Source organism: Phenylobacterium sp. (assembly GCF_046463815.1).
In the GTDB taxonomy this organism is placed as follows: domain Bacteria; phylum Pseudomonadota; class Alphaproteobacteria; order Caulobacterales; family Caulobacteraceae; genus Phenylobacterium.
This window is the reverse complement of the sequence record NZ_JBKBRO010000004.1, coordinates 94,705-110,815: the sequence shown is the minus strand read 5'-3', so window position 1 is coordinate 110,815 and position 16,111 is coordinate 94,705. Positions and strand designations below refer to the sequence as shown.

At 70.4% G+C, this 16,111-nt stretch carries 11 protein-coding genes, 2 tRNA genes and 1 pseudogene; 9 read left to right on the top strand and 5 right to left on the bottom strand.

The window, feature by feature from the left end:
* Positions 1-33 precede the first annotated feature (33 nt).
* Complete coding sequence (locus ACK4TT_RS03780) at positions 34-2,505, bottom strand: TonB-dependent receptor (protein ID WP_410212475.1); 2,472 nt, start codon at positions 2,503-2,505, stop codon at positions 34-36.
* A gap of 229 nt (positions 2,506-2,734) precedes the next feature.
* Positions 2,735-3,499, bottom strand: coding sequence for a helix-turn-helix transcriptional regulator (locus tag ACK4TT_RS03775; RefSeq protein ID WP_409641532.1), 765 nt, complete (start codon positions 3,497-3,499; stop codon positions 2,735-2,737).
* Between the two features lie 152 nt (positions 3,500-3,651).
* On the opposite strand from ACK4TT_RS03775, the pseudogene ACK4TT_RS03770 reads away from it, so the two are divergent.
* The 5 genes and pseudogenes from ACK4TT_RS03770 to ACK4TT_RS03750 form a co-directional block, all read left to right on the top strand.
* Positions 3,652-5,892: pseudogene (locus ACK4TT_RS03770) on the top strand (TonB-dependent receptor); the annotation flags it as partial.
* A 156-nt stretch (positions 5,893-6,048) separates the two neighbouring features.
* Positions 6,049-7,227 carry an acyl-CoA dehydrogenase family protein gene (locus tag ACK4TT_RS03765; RefSeq protein ID WP_410212497.1) on the top strand — a complete coding sequence of 393 codons (1,179 nt, stop codon included), beginning with the start codon at positions 6,049-6,051 and terminating at the stop codon, positions 7,225-7,227.
* A 13-nt stretch (positions 7,228-7,240) separates the two neighbouring features.
* Complete coding sequence (locus ACK4TT_RS03760; RefSeq protein WP_409641523.1) at positions 7,241-7,651, top strand: MerR family transcriptional regulator; 411 nt, start codon at positions 7,241-7,243, stop codon at positions 7,649-7,651.
* 43 nt (positions 7,652-7,694) lie between these two features.
* Entirely contained in the window at positions 7,695-7,916 is a 222-nt protein-coding gene (locus tag ACK4TT_RS03755; RefSeq protein ID WP_410212474.1) for a hypothetical protein, read from the top strand.
* Positions 7,907-7,981, top strand: a tRNA-Gly gene (locus tag ACK4TT_RS03750). Before ACK4TT_RS03755 ends, ACK4TT_RS03750 begins: the two co-directional genes overlap by 10 nt.
* 206 nt (positions 7,982-8,187) lie before the next feature.
* Here ACK4TT_RS03750 and ACK4TT_RS03745 read toward each other — a convergent pair.
* The 3 genes from ACK4TT_RS03745 to ACK4TT_RS03735 all read right to left on the bottom strand — a co-directional run bounded on the left by ACK4TT_RS03745 (position 8,188) and on the right by ACK4TT_RS03735 (position 11,269).
* Positions 8,188-8,262 (bottom strand) — tRNA-Val (locus ACK4TT_RS03745).
* Between the two features lie 57 nt (positions 8,263-8,319).
* Positions 8,320-9,015, bottom strand: a complete 696-nt coding sequence (gene gph, locus ACK4TT_RS03740) for a phosphoglycolate phosphatase (protein WP_410212473.1) — start codon at positions 9,013-9,015, stop codon at positions 8,320-8,322.
* On the bottom strand, positions 9,005-11,269 hold the full coding sequence (locus ACK4TT_RS03735; protein WP_409641516.1) for a transferrin receptor-like dimerization domain-containing protein: 2,265 nt from the start codon (positions 11,267-11,269) through the stop codon (positions 9,005-9,007). The genes gph and ACK4TT_RS03735 overlap by 11 nt, the downstream gene beginning before the upstream one ends.
* Before the next feature lie 109 nt (positions 11,270-11,378).
* Between ACK4TT_RS03735 and glmU the strand changes: the two genes are divergently transcribed.
* Genes glmU through ACK4TT_RS03715 form a run of 4 tightly spaced genes read left to right on the top strand, consistent with a single transcriptional unit; the run spans position 11,379 to position 16,095 of the window.
* Positions 11,379-12,737 carry a bifunctional UDP-N-acetylglucosamine diphosphorylase/glucosamine-1-phosphate N-acetyltransferase GlmU gene (glmU, locus tag ACK4TT_RS03730; protein ID WP_409641513.1) on the top strand — a complete coding sequence of 453 codons (1,359 nt, stop codon included), beginning with the start codon at positions 11,379-11,381 and terminating at the stop codon, positions 12,735-12,737.
* Positions 12,734-13,420, top strand: coding sequence for a ribose-5-phosphate isomerase RpiA (rpiA, locus tag ACK4TT_RS03725; RefSeq protein WP_409641509.1), 687 nt, complete (start codon positions 12,734-12,736; stop codon positions 13,418-13,420). Before glmU ends, rpiA begins: the two co-directional genes overlap by 4 nt.
* 15 nt (positions 13,421-13,435) lie before the next feature.
* A complete protein-coding gene (gor, locus tag ACK4TT_RS03720; protein WP_410212472.1) occupies positions 13,436-14,821 on the top strand; it encodes a glutathione-disulfide reductase in 1,386 nt (461 codons plus the stop codon).
* 56 nt (positions 14,822-14,877) lie between these two features.
* On the top strand, positions 14,878-16,095 hold the full coding sequence (locus ACK4TT_RS03715; protein WP_410212471.1) for an O-antigen ligase family protein: 1,218 nt from the start codon (positions 14,878-14,880) through the stop codon (positions 16,093-16,095).
* Positions 16,096-16,111: the final 16 nt, after the last annotated feature.

Genomic DNA, 16,111 nt, shown 5'->3' with positions numbered 1-16,111 from the left:
CGCTCCGAACCTCCGAAGAGGTCGTTCTTACGCCTAGTACTTGAAGCGGACCGTGGCCCCGAAGGTGCGCGGGGCGCCCAGGAACGCGTCGTAGACGCTGATCGCGTCGTTGTTCTCGTCGACTTGGAACGGGCCGTTGAAGCCGACCTGCACGTAGTCCTTGTCGAACAGGTTGTTGGCCCAGAGTTCGACCGTCCACTTCTCGTCCTGCGAGCCCAGGCCCACCCGGCCGTTCACCAGCACCATGGAGTCCTGGATCTTCGAGGGGTGCAGGTCCGAGCCCGTGTTGTACTTGGACGTGAACTTGCCCGACAGGTTGGCCCGGAACATCAGGTTCGAACCGACTTCACGCTCGTAGGAGCCGGCCAGGGAGGCCGACCACAGCGGGGCGAACGACAGGCGGGCGCCGGGCAGGCGGCGCAGGCTGTTGAAGCGGCTGGGGTTGATGAGTTCCGAGGCCGTGAACGGCTGGACCTCGGTTTCGGCGTAGGTCACGCCGCCCTGGAAGGTGAGGCCCTCGACCGGCGGCAGGTAGATGAAGTCCAGGTCGACGCCGCGCGACACCACCTCGGGCAGGCTTTCGACGATAAAGGCAGTCCCGACGTAGGTGTTGAGCTGGAAGTCCGTGAACTTCTGGTAGAACACCGCCGCGTTCAGCAGCAGCGAGTTGTCCAGCCAGCTCGTCTTGGCGCCCAGTTCGTAGGAGTCCACGAACTCGCCCTTGAAGTGGGTGTCCGGGTCGGCGGTGAAGTTCGGGCCCGTGGCGGTCGCCACGATCCGCTGCTCGCGGTCGAGGTTGAAGCCGCCGGCCTTGTAGCCGCGCGAGTACGACGCATAGGTCATGATGTCGTCGTTCCAGCGGTAGGCCAGCTTGGCCGTGCCCGAGAACTCTTCCTCGGTCGCCTTCTGGGTCACGATGCCCAGGTCGTCGAAGTCGTTGTTCTCGTGGTTCAGGCAGAGGCCGCCCACCAGCGTCGTGGCCGTCGCCTGGCCCAGCAGGCCCGCCAGCGTGCCGTAGCGCGCCTCGGCCTGGTCGCACGACGTGCCCGTCGTGGTGTAGTCGGTGACGAGGGTCTTCTTGTCCTTGGTGTAGCGCAGGCCGACGGTCAGTTCGAGCTGGTCGGTGATCGCGAACGAGTTGTTCGTGAACAGCGCCCAGGTCTTGTCGTCCTGCGAGTACCGGTCGTCCGAGCCCAGGCCCTGCTGGAAGATCGTGCCGGGGGTCAGGCCGACCAGGGCCGGCACGCCGCTCAGAACGCGGCCGGCGAAGTAGCTGTAGTAGTCACGGCCGTATTTCAGCACCGAGCGGACGTCGAGGTCCTCCTTGGCGTAGAAGCCGCCGACCAGCCAGTTGAACCGGCCGTCCATAAGGTCGCCCGCGAACCGCAGCTCCTGCGAGAACTGGCCGAACTCCACGTTGTTGGAGCCGTCGTTCGGGCGGTAGACGATGTCGGCGGCGGTGAAGTCGCTGTCCTGGCCGGTCTCGGCGCGCCAGTTGCGGACCGCGGTGATCGCGGTCAGCTTCACGGCGTCGCTGAGGGTCCAGTTGACCTCGGCCGACACGCCCTTGTCCTCGACGCGCTGGTCGGTGGGACGGTTGGCGTAGCCCTGGCGGTCGAACGGGGTGCTGGTCAGGTCCAGCGAGCCCGGACGCACGGCCTCGATCATGCGGGCGCGGCTGTTGGTCGCCTGGCCCACGAAGAGCTGGGTGCCGACGCAGCAGTCCTCGTTCCGCTTGGTGTAGTCGGCGATCAGGCGCACCGACAGGTCGGTGGTCGGGTCGAGCTGCAGCTGGCCGCGGACGGTGTAGAAGTTCTGGTTGTTGTCGTCGTGCTGGCCGCGCGGGCCGTCGCCCGTGTTGATGTCCTGGTAGCCGTCACGGGTGCGGGCGGCGGCGAAGATCCGGCCGGCCACGCCCTGGGTGATCGGGCCGCTCAGCGAGCCGGTGAAGCCGAACTGGCCGAAGTTGCCGACCGTGACTTCCGACTGCGCCCGGACGTCCTGGGTCGGTCCGGCGGTCATGATGTTGATGACGCCGGCCGAGGTGTTCTTGCCGAACAGGGTGCCCTGCGGGCCCTTCAGCACCTCGATGCGGGTCACTTCGCCCAGGTCGCCGAACGACACGCCGTTGCGCGGGCGATAGACGCCGTCGATCACGATCCCGACCGAGGACTCCAGGCCCGGGTTGTCGCCCACGGTGCCGACGCCGCGGACGCGCGCTGTGACGATGGTCTCGTTCGAGGTCGAGGTGACGGTCAGGCCGGGCGTCAGCACGGTGAGCTCGCGGATGTCGCGCACGCCGGCGTCCTGCAGCAGTTGGCCGCTGACCGAGGTCACGACGATCGGCACGTCCTGCAGGCTCTGTTCGCGCTTCTGGGCGGTGACGACGATTTCCTCGATCTCGCGCCCGCCGGCGGTTTCCTCCTGCGCGTACGCGCTGGTGGCGAAGGCTGCGGCCAGGACGCCCACGAGGGCGGAGCTGCGCAGCAGGTTGGTGGTTCTCATTGGTTTTCTTCTCCCCGAGCCGGGCCCCGTTGGGGGGATGCGCGGGCGCCCGCTCGAGGGCCGGTAAAGGCGGGTCGGGGAAGCGCGGCAATGACGGCTAGGTCAAAAAACGCCGGTCGGCGGCGGGTGTGGCGCCCCAGACACGAGATCATCCCATCCCCTGCGACGCTTCGCCACAATCTGGCCACAGACAGGATAATGCGGTTCCGTCAAAAATATGACGGAGGCGTCACCTATTGGGCGGCGAGTCGGCGTAGGGCGGATCTCCCGACCCGATATAGCCCAGGGTCGCGGCCCGCCGGATCGCCTGCGAACGGCCGGCGACGCCCAGCTTGCGGGCGGCGTTGTTGATGTGGAACCGCACGGTGGGCGTGGAGATCGCGACGATGCGCGCCACCTCGGCGTCGGTCTTGCCGGCGGCCGCCCATTTCAGGCACTGGATCTCCCGCCGCGTCAGGTGGGCCGGGGCGGCGGCGGCCAGGCGTCCGGTGGCGTCGGCGTAGGTGGCGACGAACTTCAGCGCCAGGGCGTGGAGTTCGCCTGCGCGCTCGGCGAACACGCGGCCGACGTCGAGGTCCGCGTCGGGGGAGGCCCAGACCACGGCGCCGATCACCCCGTCGGGCAGATAGGCGGGGGCGACGATGGCGGATCCCACGCCGAACGTCTCGATGCGCCCCTCGGCGGCCACAGCCTCGAGCGCGGCGTTCGGCCGCCAAGACGCCAGCCGCCCGCCGGCGAAGTAGAACGGCTCGGAGCAGACCCGGGCGGCGTGGATGAAGGCGGCGCGCAGGGCGAAACCCCGGTCCTCCCAGTAGCGCAGGTCGGGGTCGATCCAACTGAAGACGGTTTCGGCCAGGGCCCGGCCGTCCGATCCGTACATCGGCCGCGGATTGCCGATGTCGGAGGCCGCGGCGATGTAGGGCAGGCCGATGGCCCGCCCGACCTCGGCCACCTGGCGGGCCAGCGCCGTCGCCGCCTCCAGCTTTCCCGACACGTTCCCGTCCGCCGCCATGCCCCTCAAGCCGCCTGGCCCTATCAGTTTTGATAGCTTGTTCCCGCGCGGGGGCCCCCGCAAGTTTCGAGAACGTGCTGCCGCCGGCGGAAGGAAACAATAACCGCCACCAGAACGGCAGCCGGGGAGGACGAATGAAGAAGCTCTATCGGGCGGCGTCCGGCGCCGTCATCGCGAGCGTCTGCGCAGGCGCGCCGGCGTTGGCCCAGGAGGCGGCCCCGACCGTCGAGACCATCATCGTGACCGCTCAGAAGCGCGAGCAGAACCTGCAGGACGTGCCCATCGTGGTGAACGTCGTGTCGGGCCAGCAGCTTCAGGACGCGGGCGTCCGCGACGTGAAGGACCTGCAGGTGCTGACGCCCGGCCTCAGCGTCACCTCGTCCACGGGCGGCGCCCAGACCTCCATCCGCATCCGCGGCGTCGGCACCATCGGCGACAACCCGGGCCTGGAATCCTCGGTCGGCACGGTCATCGACGGCGTCTACCGCGCCCGCTCGGGCGTGGCCTTCGGCGACCTGGGCGAGCTGGAGCGGATCGAGGTGCTGAAGGGGCCGCAGGGCACCGTGTTCGGCAAGAACACCTCGGCCGGCGTCATCAACGTCATCACCAAGGCGCCGGAGTTCGACTTCAGCGCCCAGGGCGAGCTGACCTACGGCAACCACGACGCTCGCGGGGCGTCCGTCTCGGTCACCGGCCCGATCAGCGACACCCTGGCGGCCCGCGTCTACGCCGCGCGCCGGGTGCGCGACGGCTTCTACGACGTGAAGAACGGCGCCGGGCCCAGCTCCCAGGGCGACAACGACGACCAGGACGTGACGACGGTCCGGGCCCAGCTCCTCTGGCTGCCCAGCGACCCGCTGCAGTTCCGCTTCCTGGCCGACTACACCAAGCGCGACGAACACTGCTGCCTGGACGTCACCACCTCGGTGGGCGCCACCGGCGCCATCATCGACGCGCTGGCGACCGACGCCGGCCTGGGCCGCCCGGCCGATCCGTTCAGCCGCCTGGCCTACGCCAACCGCGAGTCCAACCAGAGCATCGAGGACTGGGGCGTCTCGCTGCAGGCGGACTGGGACCTGTCGAAGGACGTCACGCTCACCTCGATCACCGCCTGGCGCAACTGGGACAACCGGCAGGCCAACGACATCGACTTCTCGTCGGCCGACATCTGGTACCGGCCCGACGACGGCCGCACGTTCTCGAAGTTCGAGGTGTTCTCGCAGGAACTGCGGCTGGCCGGCGCGAGCGGCCCGCTCGACTGGATGATCGGCGGCTACTACTCGGACGAGCAGCTCGACTCGAGCGCCTTCACCCCGTTCGGCGTGTCGTACGAGACCTACTTCAGCCTGCTGCTCTCCGGCGGGACGAACCCCACCGCCGTCTCGGCGCTCACCGGCCTGCCGGCCGGGACCAACTACATCCCCGGCCAGGGCTCCTACGACCGGTTCGACCACAGCTCGACCGGCTGGGCGCTGTTCACCAACAACACCTGGCACGTCACCGAGGCGCTCGAGGTGACCTTCGGCCTGCGCTACACCGACGACACCAAGAAGGTGTTCTCGCTGTACCGGAACACCGCGCCCGGGAACGCCTGCGCCGCGGCGCTGGTGCGGCCGATCCCGGCGGCGGCGCGCACGGCGCTGTGCGCCCCCGGCGCCGACCCGGCGTTCAACAACGTCGACACCCGCCAGAAGCGCACCGAGGACCGCCTGGGCGGCACGGTGAAGGCCAGCTACCGCTTCAGCCCCGAGCTGATGACCTATGTGTCCTACGCCAGCAGCCACAAGAGCGGCGGCTTCAACCTGGACCGCGCCCGCTTCGGCCCCGGCCAGATCAACCCCGACACCAGCTTCCCCGCCGAGACGGTCGAGAGCTACGAGGCCGGCTTCAAGAGCAACCTGGCGGGCAATTCCGTCCTGCTGAACGCGGCGGTCTTCGACCAGACGTTCAAGCACTTCCAGCTCAACACCTACACGGGCATCAGCTTCGTGGTCGCCTCGGTGCCCAAGGTGACCTCCAAGGGCGTGGACCTGGACCTCGTCTACCGCACGCCTTTCGAGGGCCTGACGGTGACGGGCGGGGTGACCTATGCGGTGACCCAGTACGGGAACTTCACGCCCACGGCCGGCATCGGGCCGCGCCTGCCCACCTCGCGGCTGTCGTACGCGCCCCTGTGGTCGGCGTCCTGGTCGACGGCCTATGACCGCCCGCTCGGCGGCGGCATGAAGCTCAGGGCCAGCCTCTCGGGCCGGTACACCTCGGCCTACAACACCGGCTCGAACCTCGACCCCATGAAGCGCCAGAAGCCGCTCACGCTGTGGAACGGCCGCGTGGGCGTGGGTCCCGAGAGCGAGCGGTGGACGGTCGAACTCTGGGCCCAGAACCTCACCAACGAGGACTACTACCAGGTGGTCGTCGATCAGCCGCTTCAGAGCGGCACCTTCGCCGCCTTCCTGGGCGCCCCGCGCACGGGGGGGGCGCCGCTCCGGCCAAAATTCTTGGGGCCTGGTTCTGATCCCGCCGTACACGGCATGGACCTTGTGTTGAGTTCCGCGGACCTCGCCTTCCAGGGCGAGGTCCGCGCCTTCCTGGACGAGAACCTGACGCCCGAGTTGCGGGAGGTCGGCGCGCGTCAGACCAGCGTGTTCGTGGAGCCGCGGCACAGCCTGGTCTGGCAGCGCATCCTGCACGCCAAGGGCTGGGCCGCCCCGAGCTGGCCCCGGGAGTACGGCGGCCCCGGCTGGACCGAGGTGCAGCGCTACATCTTCGCGGCCGAATGCGCGCAGGCGAGCGCGCCCAACCTGGCGCCCATGGGTCTGCGGATGGTGGGCCCCTGCATCATGCGCTACGGCACGCCCGAGCAGAAGGCGCGCTACCTGCCCAGGATACTGTCGGGCGAGGACTACTGGTGCCAGGGCTACTCCGAACCGGGGTCGGGATCGGACCTCGCGTCGCTTCAGCTCCGCGCCGTAAGCGACGGAGATTATTACGTTCTGTCCGGATCGAAGATCTGGACGACCCACGCCCACCACGCCAACCGCATGTTCTGTCTGGTGCGGACAGGCGCCGAGGGCAAGCCGCAGGCGGGGATCACCTTCCTGTTGCTCGACATGACCCTGCCGGGGATCAAGGTCGACCCGATCATCACGCTCGCCGGCGAGCACGAGGTGAACCAGGTCTTCTTCGACGAGGTGCGCGTGCCGAAGTCCGGCCGGCTGGGCGAGGAGAACCAGGGCTGGACGGTGGCCAAGTACCTCCTGGAGTTCGAGCGGGGCGGGGGCTCTGCGCCGGGCCTGAAGGTGGGGCTTGGACGCGTGCGCGCGATGGCGGACGGCCTGCTCGACGACCCCCATTTCCGCCGGCGCCTGGCCGAGGCCGAGATCGCCGTCGAGGCCATCGACATCTCCGAGCGCCGGGTGCTGAGCGCCATCGCCGGCGGCCGCAATCCGGGGCCGGCGTCCTCGATGCTGAAGACCCAGGGGACCGAGGCCCTGCAGGGGATCGACGCCATCGCCGTGGACGCCGCGGGCGCCTATGCGGGCGTCCACCAGCCGCAGGCGCGGGAGGCGGGTTCGAACGCCGAGCCGGTGGGGCCGGACCACAGTCTGACCGCAATGCCCCGGTACCTCAACAATCGGGCCGCCTCGATCTACGGCGGCTCCAACGAGATCCAGCGTGACATCATCGCCCGGCTTGTCCTCGGGCTTTGAGGGAGGACCAACCATGTCGCTGAAACTTCGCCGTCCGCCGTTCCGGACCTATTCGATCACCCAGCTTTGCCAGGAGTTCGGCGCCACGCCCCGGGCGCTGCGCTTCTACGAGGAGCAGGGGCTGCTGTTCCCGGCCCGGCGCGAGCAGACCCGCATCTATTCCTACAAGGACCGCGCGCGCCTGGCGCTTATCATGCGCGGCCGACGCGTGGGGCTGTCCGTGGCCGAGATCCGCGACATCCTCGACCTCTACGACGAGGAGGGCGAAGTGGCCCAGAACGCCCACGCCATCAGGGTCTTCCAGAAGCGCATCGACGCCCTGCTGGCCCAGCGTCAGGCGGTGGAGGAGGCCATCGACGCCCTGAGGCAGGCCTCGGGCCGCCTGGAAAGCCGGTACTTCCCGGAAGGCAGCCTGCCGGCGTGAGGCCGCTCCCGCTGGCCCGGTGCGCCGCACCGGCGAGGCTGCCATGATCACCACCTATGGATCGGCCGCGGCCGCCGAGGCCGGCGTGGCCATGGCCCGTCCGGTGCTGCGCGGCCTGACGCTGGCGGGCGGCCTCGCCCCCAATCCCATCTCCGCGACGCCCGACGGCGGGCCGCCGGCGCCTGACCGCGCCCCACCTTGCGCCCCGCGGCCGGGCTGGCTAAGTGGAGCCCTGGCCGGCCGCTGGCCGACCGCGCGGGTGTAGTTCAGAGGTAGAACGTCAGCTTCCCAAGCTGAATGTCAGGGGTTCGATTCCCCTCACCCGCTCCAACCCTCCAGATTGGCCCCGGCGAGGTCCGTCGCGGCCCCGGTCGTCAGTATGCTGTGGCGGCCTCATGCGAGGGCGATGTGCGGCGCCAGGACTGGCTCGGGGTCGCCTCAATCGAATATCGGCGGGCTCTGCACGCCGGCGCGCACGTCGCCGATGCGGCCTGATCCGCTCGCCGGCCCGGAGGGCTCGCAAAAAAAAGAAGGAATGGTGGATGCGACAGGGATTGAACCTGTGACCCCCTCGGTGTGAACGAGGTGCTCTCCCGCTGAGCTACGCATCCGCCGGAAGGCGCGTCCCGAAGGTCGCGCGGGAAGGACGCGGCGTATAGCCGGAAGGCTCACGCGCCGCAAGCGCCGAGGAGCCTGGAAACGGCCTCGGGCAGTTCGTCGAAGTGGTGGATCAGGACGTCCGGGTCGAGCTCGGCCGCGGGAACCTCGGTGTAGCCGAAGCTGACCAGGATCAGGCCCGCGCCGGCCGCCCGGGCGGCGCCGGCGTCGGTGGCCGCATCGCCCACCAGGACCGTGCGGCCCATCTCCCCCCCCACGGCGTCCACGGCGGCGGCCAGATGGCGGGGATCGGGCTTGATGGCGGGCGCCGCGTCGGCCCCCACGATCACCTCGAACCGGTCGGCGAGGCCCAGCGCGCCCAGCAGCGAGGCCGAGAGGCCGGTGAGCTTGTTGGTGCAGACCGCCAGCTTGGCGCCGGCGTCCTTAAGGGCGTCCAGGGCCTCGACGCAGCCGGGGAAGGGCCGGCTCTCGTCGGCGATGTGCTCCAGGTAGCGGGCGATGAACCGGTCGAAGAGGGCCGGGACCTGCTCGGGCGCCAGCGGCGCGCCGGCCTCGGCGAAGCCGCGCTCGATCAGCCAGCGCGCGCCCTTGCCGATGAAGGGCCTCGCCTGATCGAGCGGGAACGGCTGCACCCCTTCCTCGGCCAGCAGCACGTTGAGCGTGCCGATCAGGTCGGGGGCGGTGTCGACCAGGGTGCCGTCGAGATCGAACGCGACGACGGCGCCTTGCAGGGAACTATCGGCCATTGATCACCGCGGTCGCCTCATCCAGTCCGGCCGAATAGTCGTTCAAAGCCTCGGCCGTGAGCCCGATATAGGTGGTCGCGTCGGCGAAGCGACGTTCCTCGATGGCCTCGCGCACGCCCGGCAGGGTCTTGGCCCCGTAGCCGGTGAAGCGGCCAGGCGCGTAGATCATGTTCTTGTACCAGGGCCGGAAGGGCAGGCCCTTCTCGCGCAGCAGCCGCTGCTCGAGGGTGAGCAGCACGGCGTCCAGGCGGGCCTTCTGGGCGGAGGACAGCGTCGCGCCCTTGGCCGCCAGGGCCTGGTCGAAGCCGCCGGCCGAGGTCTTGAGCCGGGCCGTCGCCGCGTCCAGCGGGCCGAAGTCCAGGGCGGGCGACGGGGCCAGCGGCGCCGGGTCCGCGCGGGGCAGGGTGGGGTCGTCGGCCAGCTTGTAGGCGCCGGCGGCCAGCAGGCGTCCTTGCGTCTGCGCCTCGGCGCGCTTGGCCTCGGCCAGCTTCTTCACCTCGTCCACATAGCCCGACACCGTGTCGGCGAAGTCCCCGTAGCGCTGCACCGGCAGGTCGGCGTCGGCGATGCGGATCACCATCCGGCCGATGGTGTCGGCGAGCGCGCCGGCATAGGCGTGGCCGGGGTCCACGAAGCGGCTGTGGTGCTCATAGGTGTCGTAGGCCGAGTGATAGACGCCGCCGGATTCGCCCTCGTCGCCGTAGCCGATGTTGAGCGAGGCCAGGCCCAGGTTCTGCAGGAAGGCCGAATAGTCCGAGCCCGACCCCAGCGGCGAGATCGGCAGGTCGCGGGCCGGGTCGGCGGCGATCCTGCCCAGCGCCTTGGCCTGCTCGCTGGCGCCGGGACTGGCGGCGGTCACGCCCATGCGGGCGCGCAGGCGTTCGACGACCGAGACGCCGGTCTGCGGGTCCTTCACATCTGCGCCGACCTGGTTGACGAAGTGCTGGAAGGAATGGCTGCCGCCCGCGCCCAGGAAGCCGCGCGCGTTGGAATCCGAGTTGATGTAGACGACGGCCTTCTTCTTCAGCTCGGCGGCATGGGCCTCGGCCCATTCGGTGGAGCCCAGCAGCATGGGCTCCTCGGCGTCCCAGCTCGCGTAGACGATGGTCCGCTTAGGCTTCCAGCCTGCCTTGGAGAGCGCGCCGAGCGCCTTGGCCTCGCCCATCATCGCCACGTGGCCAGACAGGGGATCGGTGGCCCCGAACACCCAGCCGTCGCGGTGGTTGCCGCGCACCACCCACTGGTCGGGCTTCTCGGCGCCCTTCAGCGTGGCGATGACGTTGTAGACGGGCTTCAGGCTCCAGTCGGACTCCACCTTCAGGTGGACCTGGCCGGCCCCGGCGCCGCCCACGTGGTAGGTGATCGGCAGGCTCCCGCGGAACGACGGCGGGGCCACCGGGCCGTCCAGCGACTTCAGCAGCACCTGGGCGTCGCCGTACGAGATCGGCAGGGTGGGGATCTTCAGGATGGTCTCGGCCTGCTCGCGCGGCACGCGCTTGGCGTTCTTCGTCGAGGCGTAACCGGGGGTGGTCGGATCGCCCGGGAAGGTGGTCATGTCGGCCACCGAGCCGCGCTGGAAGCCCCGCGGCGGACGCGCCGCGCCTTGCGGATAGACGTCGTCCACGGCGTAGCCGTCGTCGCGCGGGTCGGAATAGATGATCGCGCCCACGGCGCCGTGTTCCTGGGCGAGCTTGGGCTTCAGCCCCCGCCAGCCCTGGCCATAGCGGGCGATGACGATCTTGCCCTTCACCGACACGCCCATGCGCTCCAGGGCGTCGTAGTCGGCGGGCATTCCGTAGTTCACGTAGACGAGGGGGGCGGTGACGTCGCCGTCGCCCTGGAAGGCCACATAGGCCGGCAGGCCGCCCTGCTGGCGGGCCGAGCTCTCGTCGCCGGGGATCGGGGGTTCGGTCAGCGTGGCCTTGAACGGGGCTCCGGGTCCGCCGACGAGTTCCAGGGCCACCTCCTGCGGCGTGGGGTAGAGCACCCAGAACGTCTCGATCCGGGCGTCCCAGCCCCATTCCCTGAACTGGGCCAGCGTCATCTCGGCGTTGGCCTTGTTGTGCGGCGCGCCCACGTGGTTGGGTTCGGCGGCCATGGTCTTCAGCCAGCCGCCCATCTCGGCGGGATCAAGCATGGCGGCGAAGCGGCCCTCGAGGTCGCGGTCGGGCGCGGCCTGGACGGCGGGCGCGGCGGCGAGGGCCGAGATGGCGCAGGCAGCCAGCAGGGCGGCGAGACGCTGGGACGTTTTCATGGAAGCTCCCCCGGGAAGGTGCGGGACGCTAGCCTGTTGTCGCGCCGGGCCACAAGGCTTGCTAAGGCGTTCCCCTGACGATGACTCGCGCGCACCGGAGCCCTGCTGAATGACTGCTCGCGCCGCCGTAATCATGGCCGCCGGCCAGGGCACGCGGATGAAGTCGCCGCTTCCCAAGCTCCAGCACACCGTGGGCGGCCGGACCCTGCTGGACCGGGTGATCGACACGGTGCAGGCGGCCGGCTGCGACCGCATCCACGTGATCGTGGGGAACCACAGCCCCGGCGTCCGGGAGATCGCCGTGAAGCGCCTGGGCGAGGCCGCCGCGGTCCTCCAGGATCCGCCGCTGGGCACTGGCCATGCCGTGCTGTGCGCCGCCGACGCCCTGGCCGATTACGAGGGGGACGTGCTGGTCGTGAACGGCGACTGCCCGCTGCTGACCGCCCAGGACCTTGAGCCGCTGTTCGCCTTGCGCGACGGGGGCGCGGCCCTGGCGATCATGGGCTTCGAGCCCGCCGACCAGCTCCTCTACGGGCGCCTGATCCGCGGCGCCGACGGCCACGTCATGCGGATCGTCGAGCCCAGCCAGTGCACCGAGGAAGAGAAGGCGGTCCGCGCCTGCAACGCGGGCATGTATGTGGCGGGCCGCGCCGACCTGTTCCGGTGGCTCTCCCGGATCACCAACGACAATCCCAAGGGCGAATACTTCCTGACCGGCATCGTGGCCGAGGCCAACGCCGAGGAGCTGACCGTCCGCGCCCACATCGCCCCCGAGACGGCGGTCATGGGCGCCGACACCCAGATGCAGCTTTCCCAGGCCGAGGCGGTGTTCCAGCAGCGGGCGAGGGCGCGCTTCCTGGCCGAGGGCGTGCGGATGCCCGCGCCCGAGACGGTGCACTTCTCCTGGGACACCGAGATCGCCGCAGGCGCCATGGTCGAGCCGTTCGTGGTCTTCGCGCCGGGCGTGAAGGTCGAGACCGGCGCGGTGATCCGGGCGTTCAGCCACCTGGAGGGCGCGGTGGTGCGGGCAGGCGCCCTGGTCGGCCCCTATGCGCGCCTGCGGCCCGGCGCCGACATCGGCGAGGATGCCCACATCGGCAACTTCGTCGAGGTGAAGAAGGTCGCGGTGGGCAAGGGGGCCAAGGCCAACCACCTGTCCTACCTGGGCGATGGCACGGTGGGGGCGGGGGCGAACATCGGCGCCGGCACGATCTTCTGCAACTACGACGGCTTCTTCAAACACGACACCCACGTGGGCGAGGGGGCTTTCATCGGCTCGAACACCGCCCTGGTGGCGCCCGTCACGGTGGGCCAGGGCGCCATGACGGGTTCCGGTTCGGTCATCACCAAGGACGTGGCCCCTGACGCGCTCGCCGTGGCGCGTCCGCCGCAGGCCGAGAAGCCCGGCTGGGCCGCTCGCTTCCGCAAGCTGAAATCCGCCGAAAAGGCCGCGAAGACGAAGACATGAGCGACGCCGAATCCCAGAAGCAGGCCGCGGGCGAAGCCGCCGCGGCGCTCGTCGAAGACGGCATGGTGGTCGGCCTGGGGACCGGCTCGACCGCCGCCTGGTTCGTCAAGGCCCTGGCCGCGCGCGGGCTGGACATCGTGGGCGTGCCCACCTCCCAGGCCACGGCCGATCTGGCGACCAGCCTGGGGATCAAGGTCGCGGAACTGGGCGAGACCCGCGAGATCGACCTGACCGTGGACGGCGCCGACGAGATCGGCCCCGGCCTGTCCCTCATCAAGGGCGGCGGGGCGGCCCTGCTGCGCGAGAAGCTGGTGTGGGAGGCCTCCAGGCGCTGCGTCGTCATCGCCGACGCCGCCAAGCATGTGCCGGTGCTCGGCAAGTTCCCGCTGCCGATCGAGGTGGTGGCCTTCGGGCACAAGACCACGGCGCTCAGGATCTGCGACGCCCTGGCCGAATGCGACATCGGAATCGCACCCCGTCTGCGCCTCAAGGATGGCCAACCCGTGCGAACCGACGGCGGAAACCTCATCTATGACGCAGCCTGCGGGCGGATCGAGGAACCGGCGGTCCTGGCGGCGGCGCTGAAAAGCGTCACCGGCGTCGTGGATCACGGCCTGTTCCTGGACCTGGCCGACAAGGCGTTGATCGGCGGGCCGGGCGGCGTGACGACGCTCGAGCCCTGATTGAAGGAGCCCCAGGTGGCGGACCACGACTTCGACCTCTTCGTGATCGGCGCGGGTTCGGGCGGCGTGCGCGCGGCCCGGGTGGCGGCGCTCTCGGGCGCCAAGGTGGGCGTGGCCGAGGAGCACCGCGCCGGCGGCACCTGCGTGATCCGGGGCTGCGTGCCCAAGAAGCTGATGGTCTACGCCTCGGAGTTCGCCCATCACTTCGAGGTGGCCGAGGGCTACGGCTGGACGGTGGGCGAGAGCGCCTTCGACTGGGCGAAGTTCATCGCCGAGAAGGACAAGGAGATCGCCCGGCTCTCGGGAATCTACGTCCGCAACCTGCAGAACGCCGGAGCCGAGCTGTTCCACGGCAAGGCGCGCCTCAAGGACCGCCACACGGTCGAGATCGACGGCCACGGGACCGTGACCGCCGCCAAGATCCTCATCGCCACCGGCGGCCGTCCCTGGATGCCGCACGAGCTGCCCGGCGTGGAGCACGCGATCAGCTCCAACGAGGTCTTCCACCTGCCCGAGCTGCCGAAACGGATGGTGATCGCCGGCGGCGGCTACATCGCCGTGGAGTTCGCCGGCATCTTCAACGGCCTGGGCGTCGAGACGACCCTGGTCCACCGGGGCCCCAACATCCTGCGCGGCTTCGACGACGACGTGCGCTCGCACGTGACCGAGGAAATCGAGAAGCGGGGCGTGACGGTCCTGCTGGGCTGCCAGCACGCGGCCATCGAGAAGACCGCCACCGGCTTCCTCAGCCGGCTGACCAATGGCCATGCAGTCGAGAGCGACGTCGTCCTCTTCGCCCTGGGGCGGGAGCCCTATGTGGAGGGCCTGGGGCTCGAGGCCGCCGGCGTGGAGCTGGACGCCCGGGGCGCGGTGAAGGTGGACGAGTACTCCCGCACCAGCGTCGACAACATCTGGGCCGTGGGCGACGTCACCGACCGGATCAACCTGACGCCGGTGGCGATCCGCGAGGGCCACGCCTTCGCCGACACCGAGTTCGGCAGCCGGCCCACCAGCTTCGACCACGAGATGGTCGCCTCGGCCGTGTTCTCGCAGCCGCCGATCGGCTCGGTGGGCCTGTCCGAGGCCGAGGCCCGCCACAAGCACGGGGGAAGGGTGGACATCTACCTCTCGCGTTTCCGCCCGATGAAGTACGCCTTCACCGGCGGCGAGGAGCGTTGCCTCATCAAGCTCGTGGTGGAGCAGGGGAGCGAGAAGATCCTCGGCTGCCACGTGGTCGGCCCCGACGCGCCAGAGATCATCCAGATGGCCGCCATCGCGCTGAAGATGGGCGTGACCAAGCCGCAGTGGGATTCCACCTGCGCCGTGCACCCGACGCTGGCCGAGGAGCTGGTCACCATGCGCGAGAAACACGTTCCCCCGGCGCTGGGCCAGGCGGCTTGATCCTGCCTCGCCAAGGCTCCACGCGACCGGCCCTTCGAAGCGCCCACTCCGGGCGCGTGGAAGGATGGTGCGGCTGGGTGATGGTGGGCGCGGCCGTGCTCACGCCGCCGCTGGCCTGGGTCGGGCCGCTGGGCTTCGCGCCGCTGCTGGGGCTCGTGGGTCTCCTGTGCCTCCCGGCGTTCCGCCTGACGGACGAGGATCGGCCGATCGCCGTCGTCCTGCTGGCGGTTCTGGTCTGGGCCGCCGTGACCACGGCCTGGAGTCCCTACCGGCCCGACGATCTCGACCGCAGCGTGGCGTTGAAGCTCGCGCTGCAGCTTCCCCTCTACTGGAGCGCCTGGTGCGGGGCCCGCAGGGCGGCCCCGGCCCTGCGGCGCCTGGCGCTGTCGGTCCTGGCCTGGGGCCTGGCGATCGTGGGGGTTGTAATGCTGGCCGAGGCGGCCACCGGCGGGGCGATCTACCAGGCGCTGAGGGCCGCCATCGGCGATCCGACCCGTCCGGACCTGGCGGGCAAGAACCTGGCCCAGGGGACCTTCGTCCTGGCCGTCCTGTGGCCCGTGGCGGCGGCCGGCGGCGTGCGGGCGGGACGGCCCTGGGCCCTGGGCCTGCCCATGGTCCTCGGGACGGCGACGGCGGCCCTGGTGTTCCTGGCCGACGCGCCGGTGCTGGCCGTGGGCCTCAGCCTGCTCGTGGGCGCCGCGGCCTGGACCTGGCCCCGCTCGGCGCCTCGCGGCCTGGGCGTCGCGGCCGCGGCCTATGTCCTGCTCGCGCCCGCCGTCACCCTGGGGATGCGCGCCCTGGGGCGAGGCTTCGGCCTGCACGTCGAGGCGCCGGCCTCCTGGGCGCAGCGGATGGACTACTGGAGCCATGCGGTGGATTTCATCGCCGAGCATCCCCTGCGCGGCTGGGGCCTCGACGCCAGCCGCGCCTTCAGCCCGGCCATCCAGCTCCATCCGCACAACGGCTCGCTGCAGATCTGGCTGGAGCTCGGCGCGCCGGGGGCCATCCTGGCGGCGCTCGTCTGGCTTTTCGTGCTGCGGCGGCTGTCGCGCGAGACCCCCGACCTGGCGGCCACGGCCGGCGCCGCCTCGGCGACCGCCTACCTGGTCTTCGCGGCCGTCAACTTCGGGGTCTGGCAGGAATGGTGGCTGGCGCTCGGCGGCCTGGCCGCGGTCGTCGTCGGCCTGATGGACGGGGCAGATTTGACCCCCGCGCGCGCCGCCGATCGCCGCAGCGCAGCAAAATCATCGACCTCGGCGGGGTTCTCGGGGTAGAAGCCGCTTCCGCCAC

Excerpts from the sequence above, each read along its gene's own strand:
- ACK4TT_RS03755 (WP_410212474.1), top strand. The coding sequence starts at position 7,695 with ATGATCACCACCTATGGATCGGCCGCGGCCGCCGAGGCCGGCGTGGCC.
- rpiA (WP_409641509.1), top strand. The coding sequence starts at position 12,734 with ATGAGCGACGCCGAATCCCAGAAGCAGGCCGCGGGCGAAGCCGCCGCG.
- gph (WP_410212473.1), bottom strand. The coding sequence starts at position 9,015 with ATGGCCGATAGTTCCCTGCAAGGCGCCGTCGTCGCGTTCGATCTCGAC.
- ACK4TT_RS03735 (WP_409641516.1), bottom strand. The coding sequence starts at position 11,269 with ATGAAAACGTCCCAGCGTCTCGCCGCCCTGCTGGCTGCCTGCGCCATC.
- glmU (WP_409641513.1), top strand. The coding sequence starts at position 11,379 with ATGACTGCTCGCGCCGCCGTAATCATGGCCGCCGGCCAGGGCACGCGG.
- ACK4TT_RS03765 (WP_410212497.1), top strand. The coding sequence starts at position 6,049 with ATGGACCTTGTGTTGAGTTCCGCGGACCTCGCCTTCCAGGGCGAGGTC.
- ACK4TT_RS03760 (WP_409641523.1), top strand. The coding sequence starts at position 7,241 with ATGTCGCTGAAACTTCGCCGTCCGCCGTTCCGGACCTATTCGATCACC.
- ACK4TT_RS03780 (WP_410212475.1), bottom strand. The coding sequence starts at position 2,505 with ATGAGAACCACCAACCTGCTGCGCAGCTCCGCCCTCGTGGGCGTCCTG.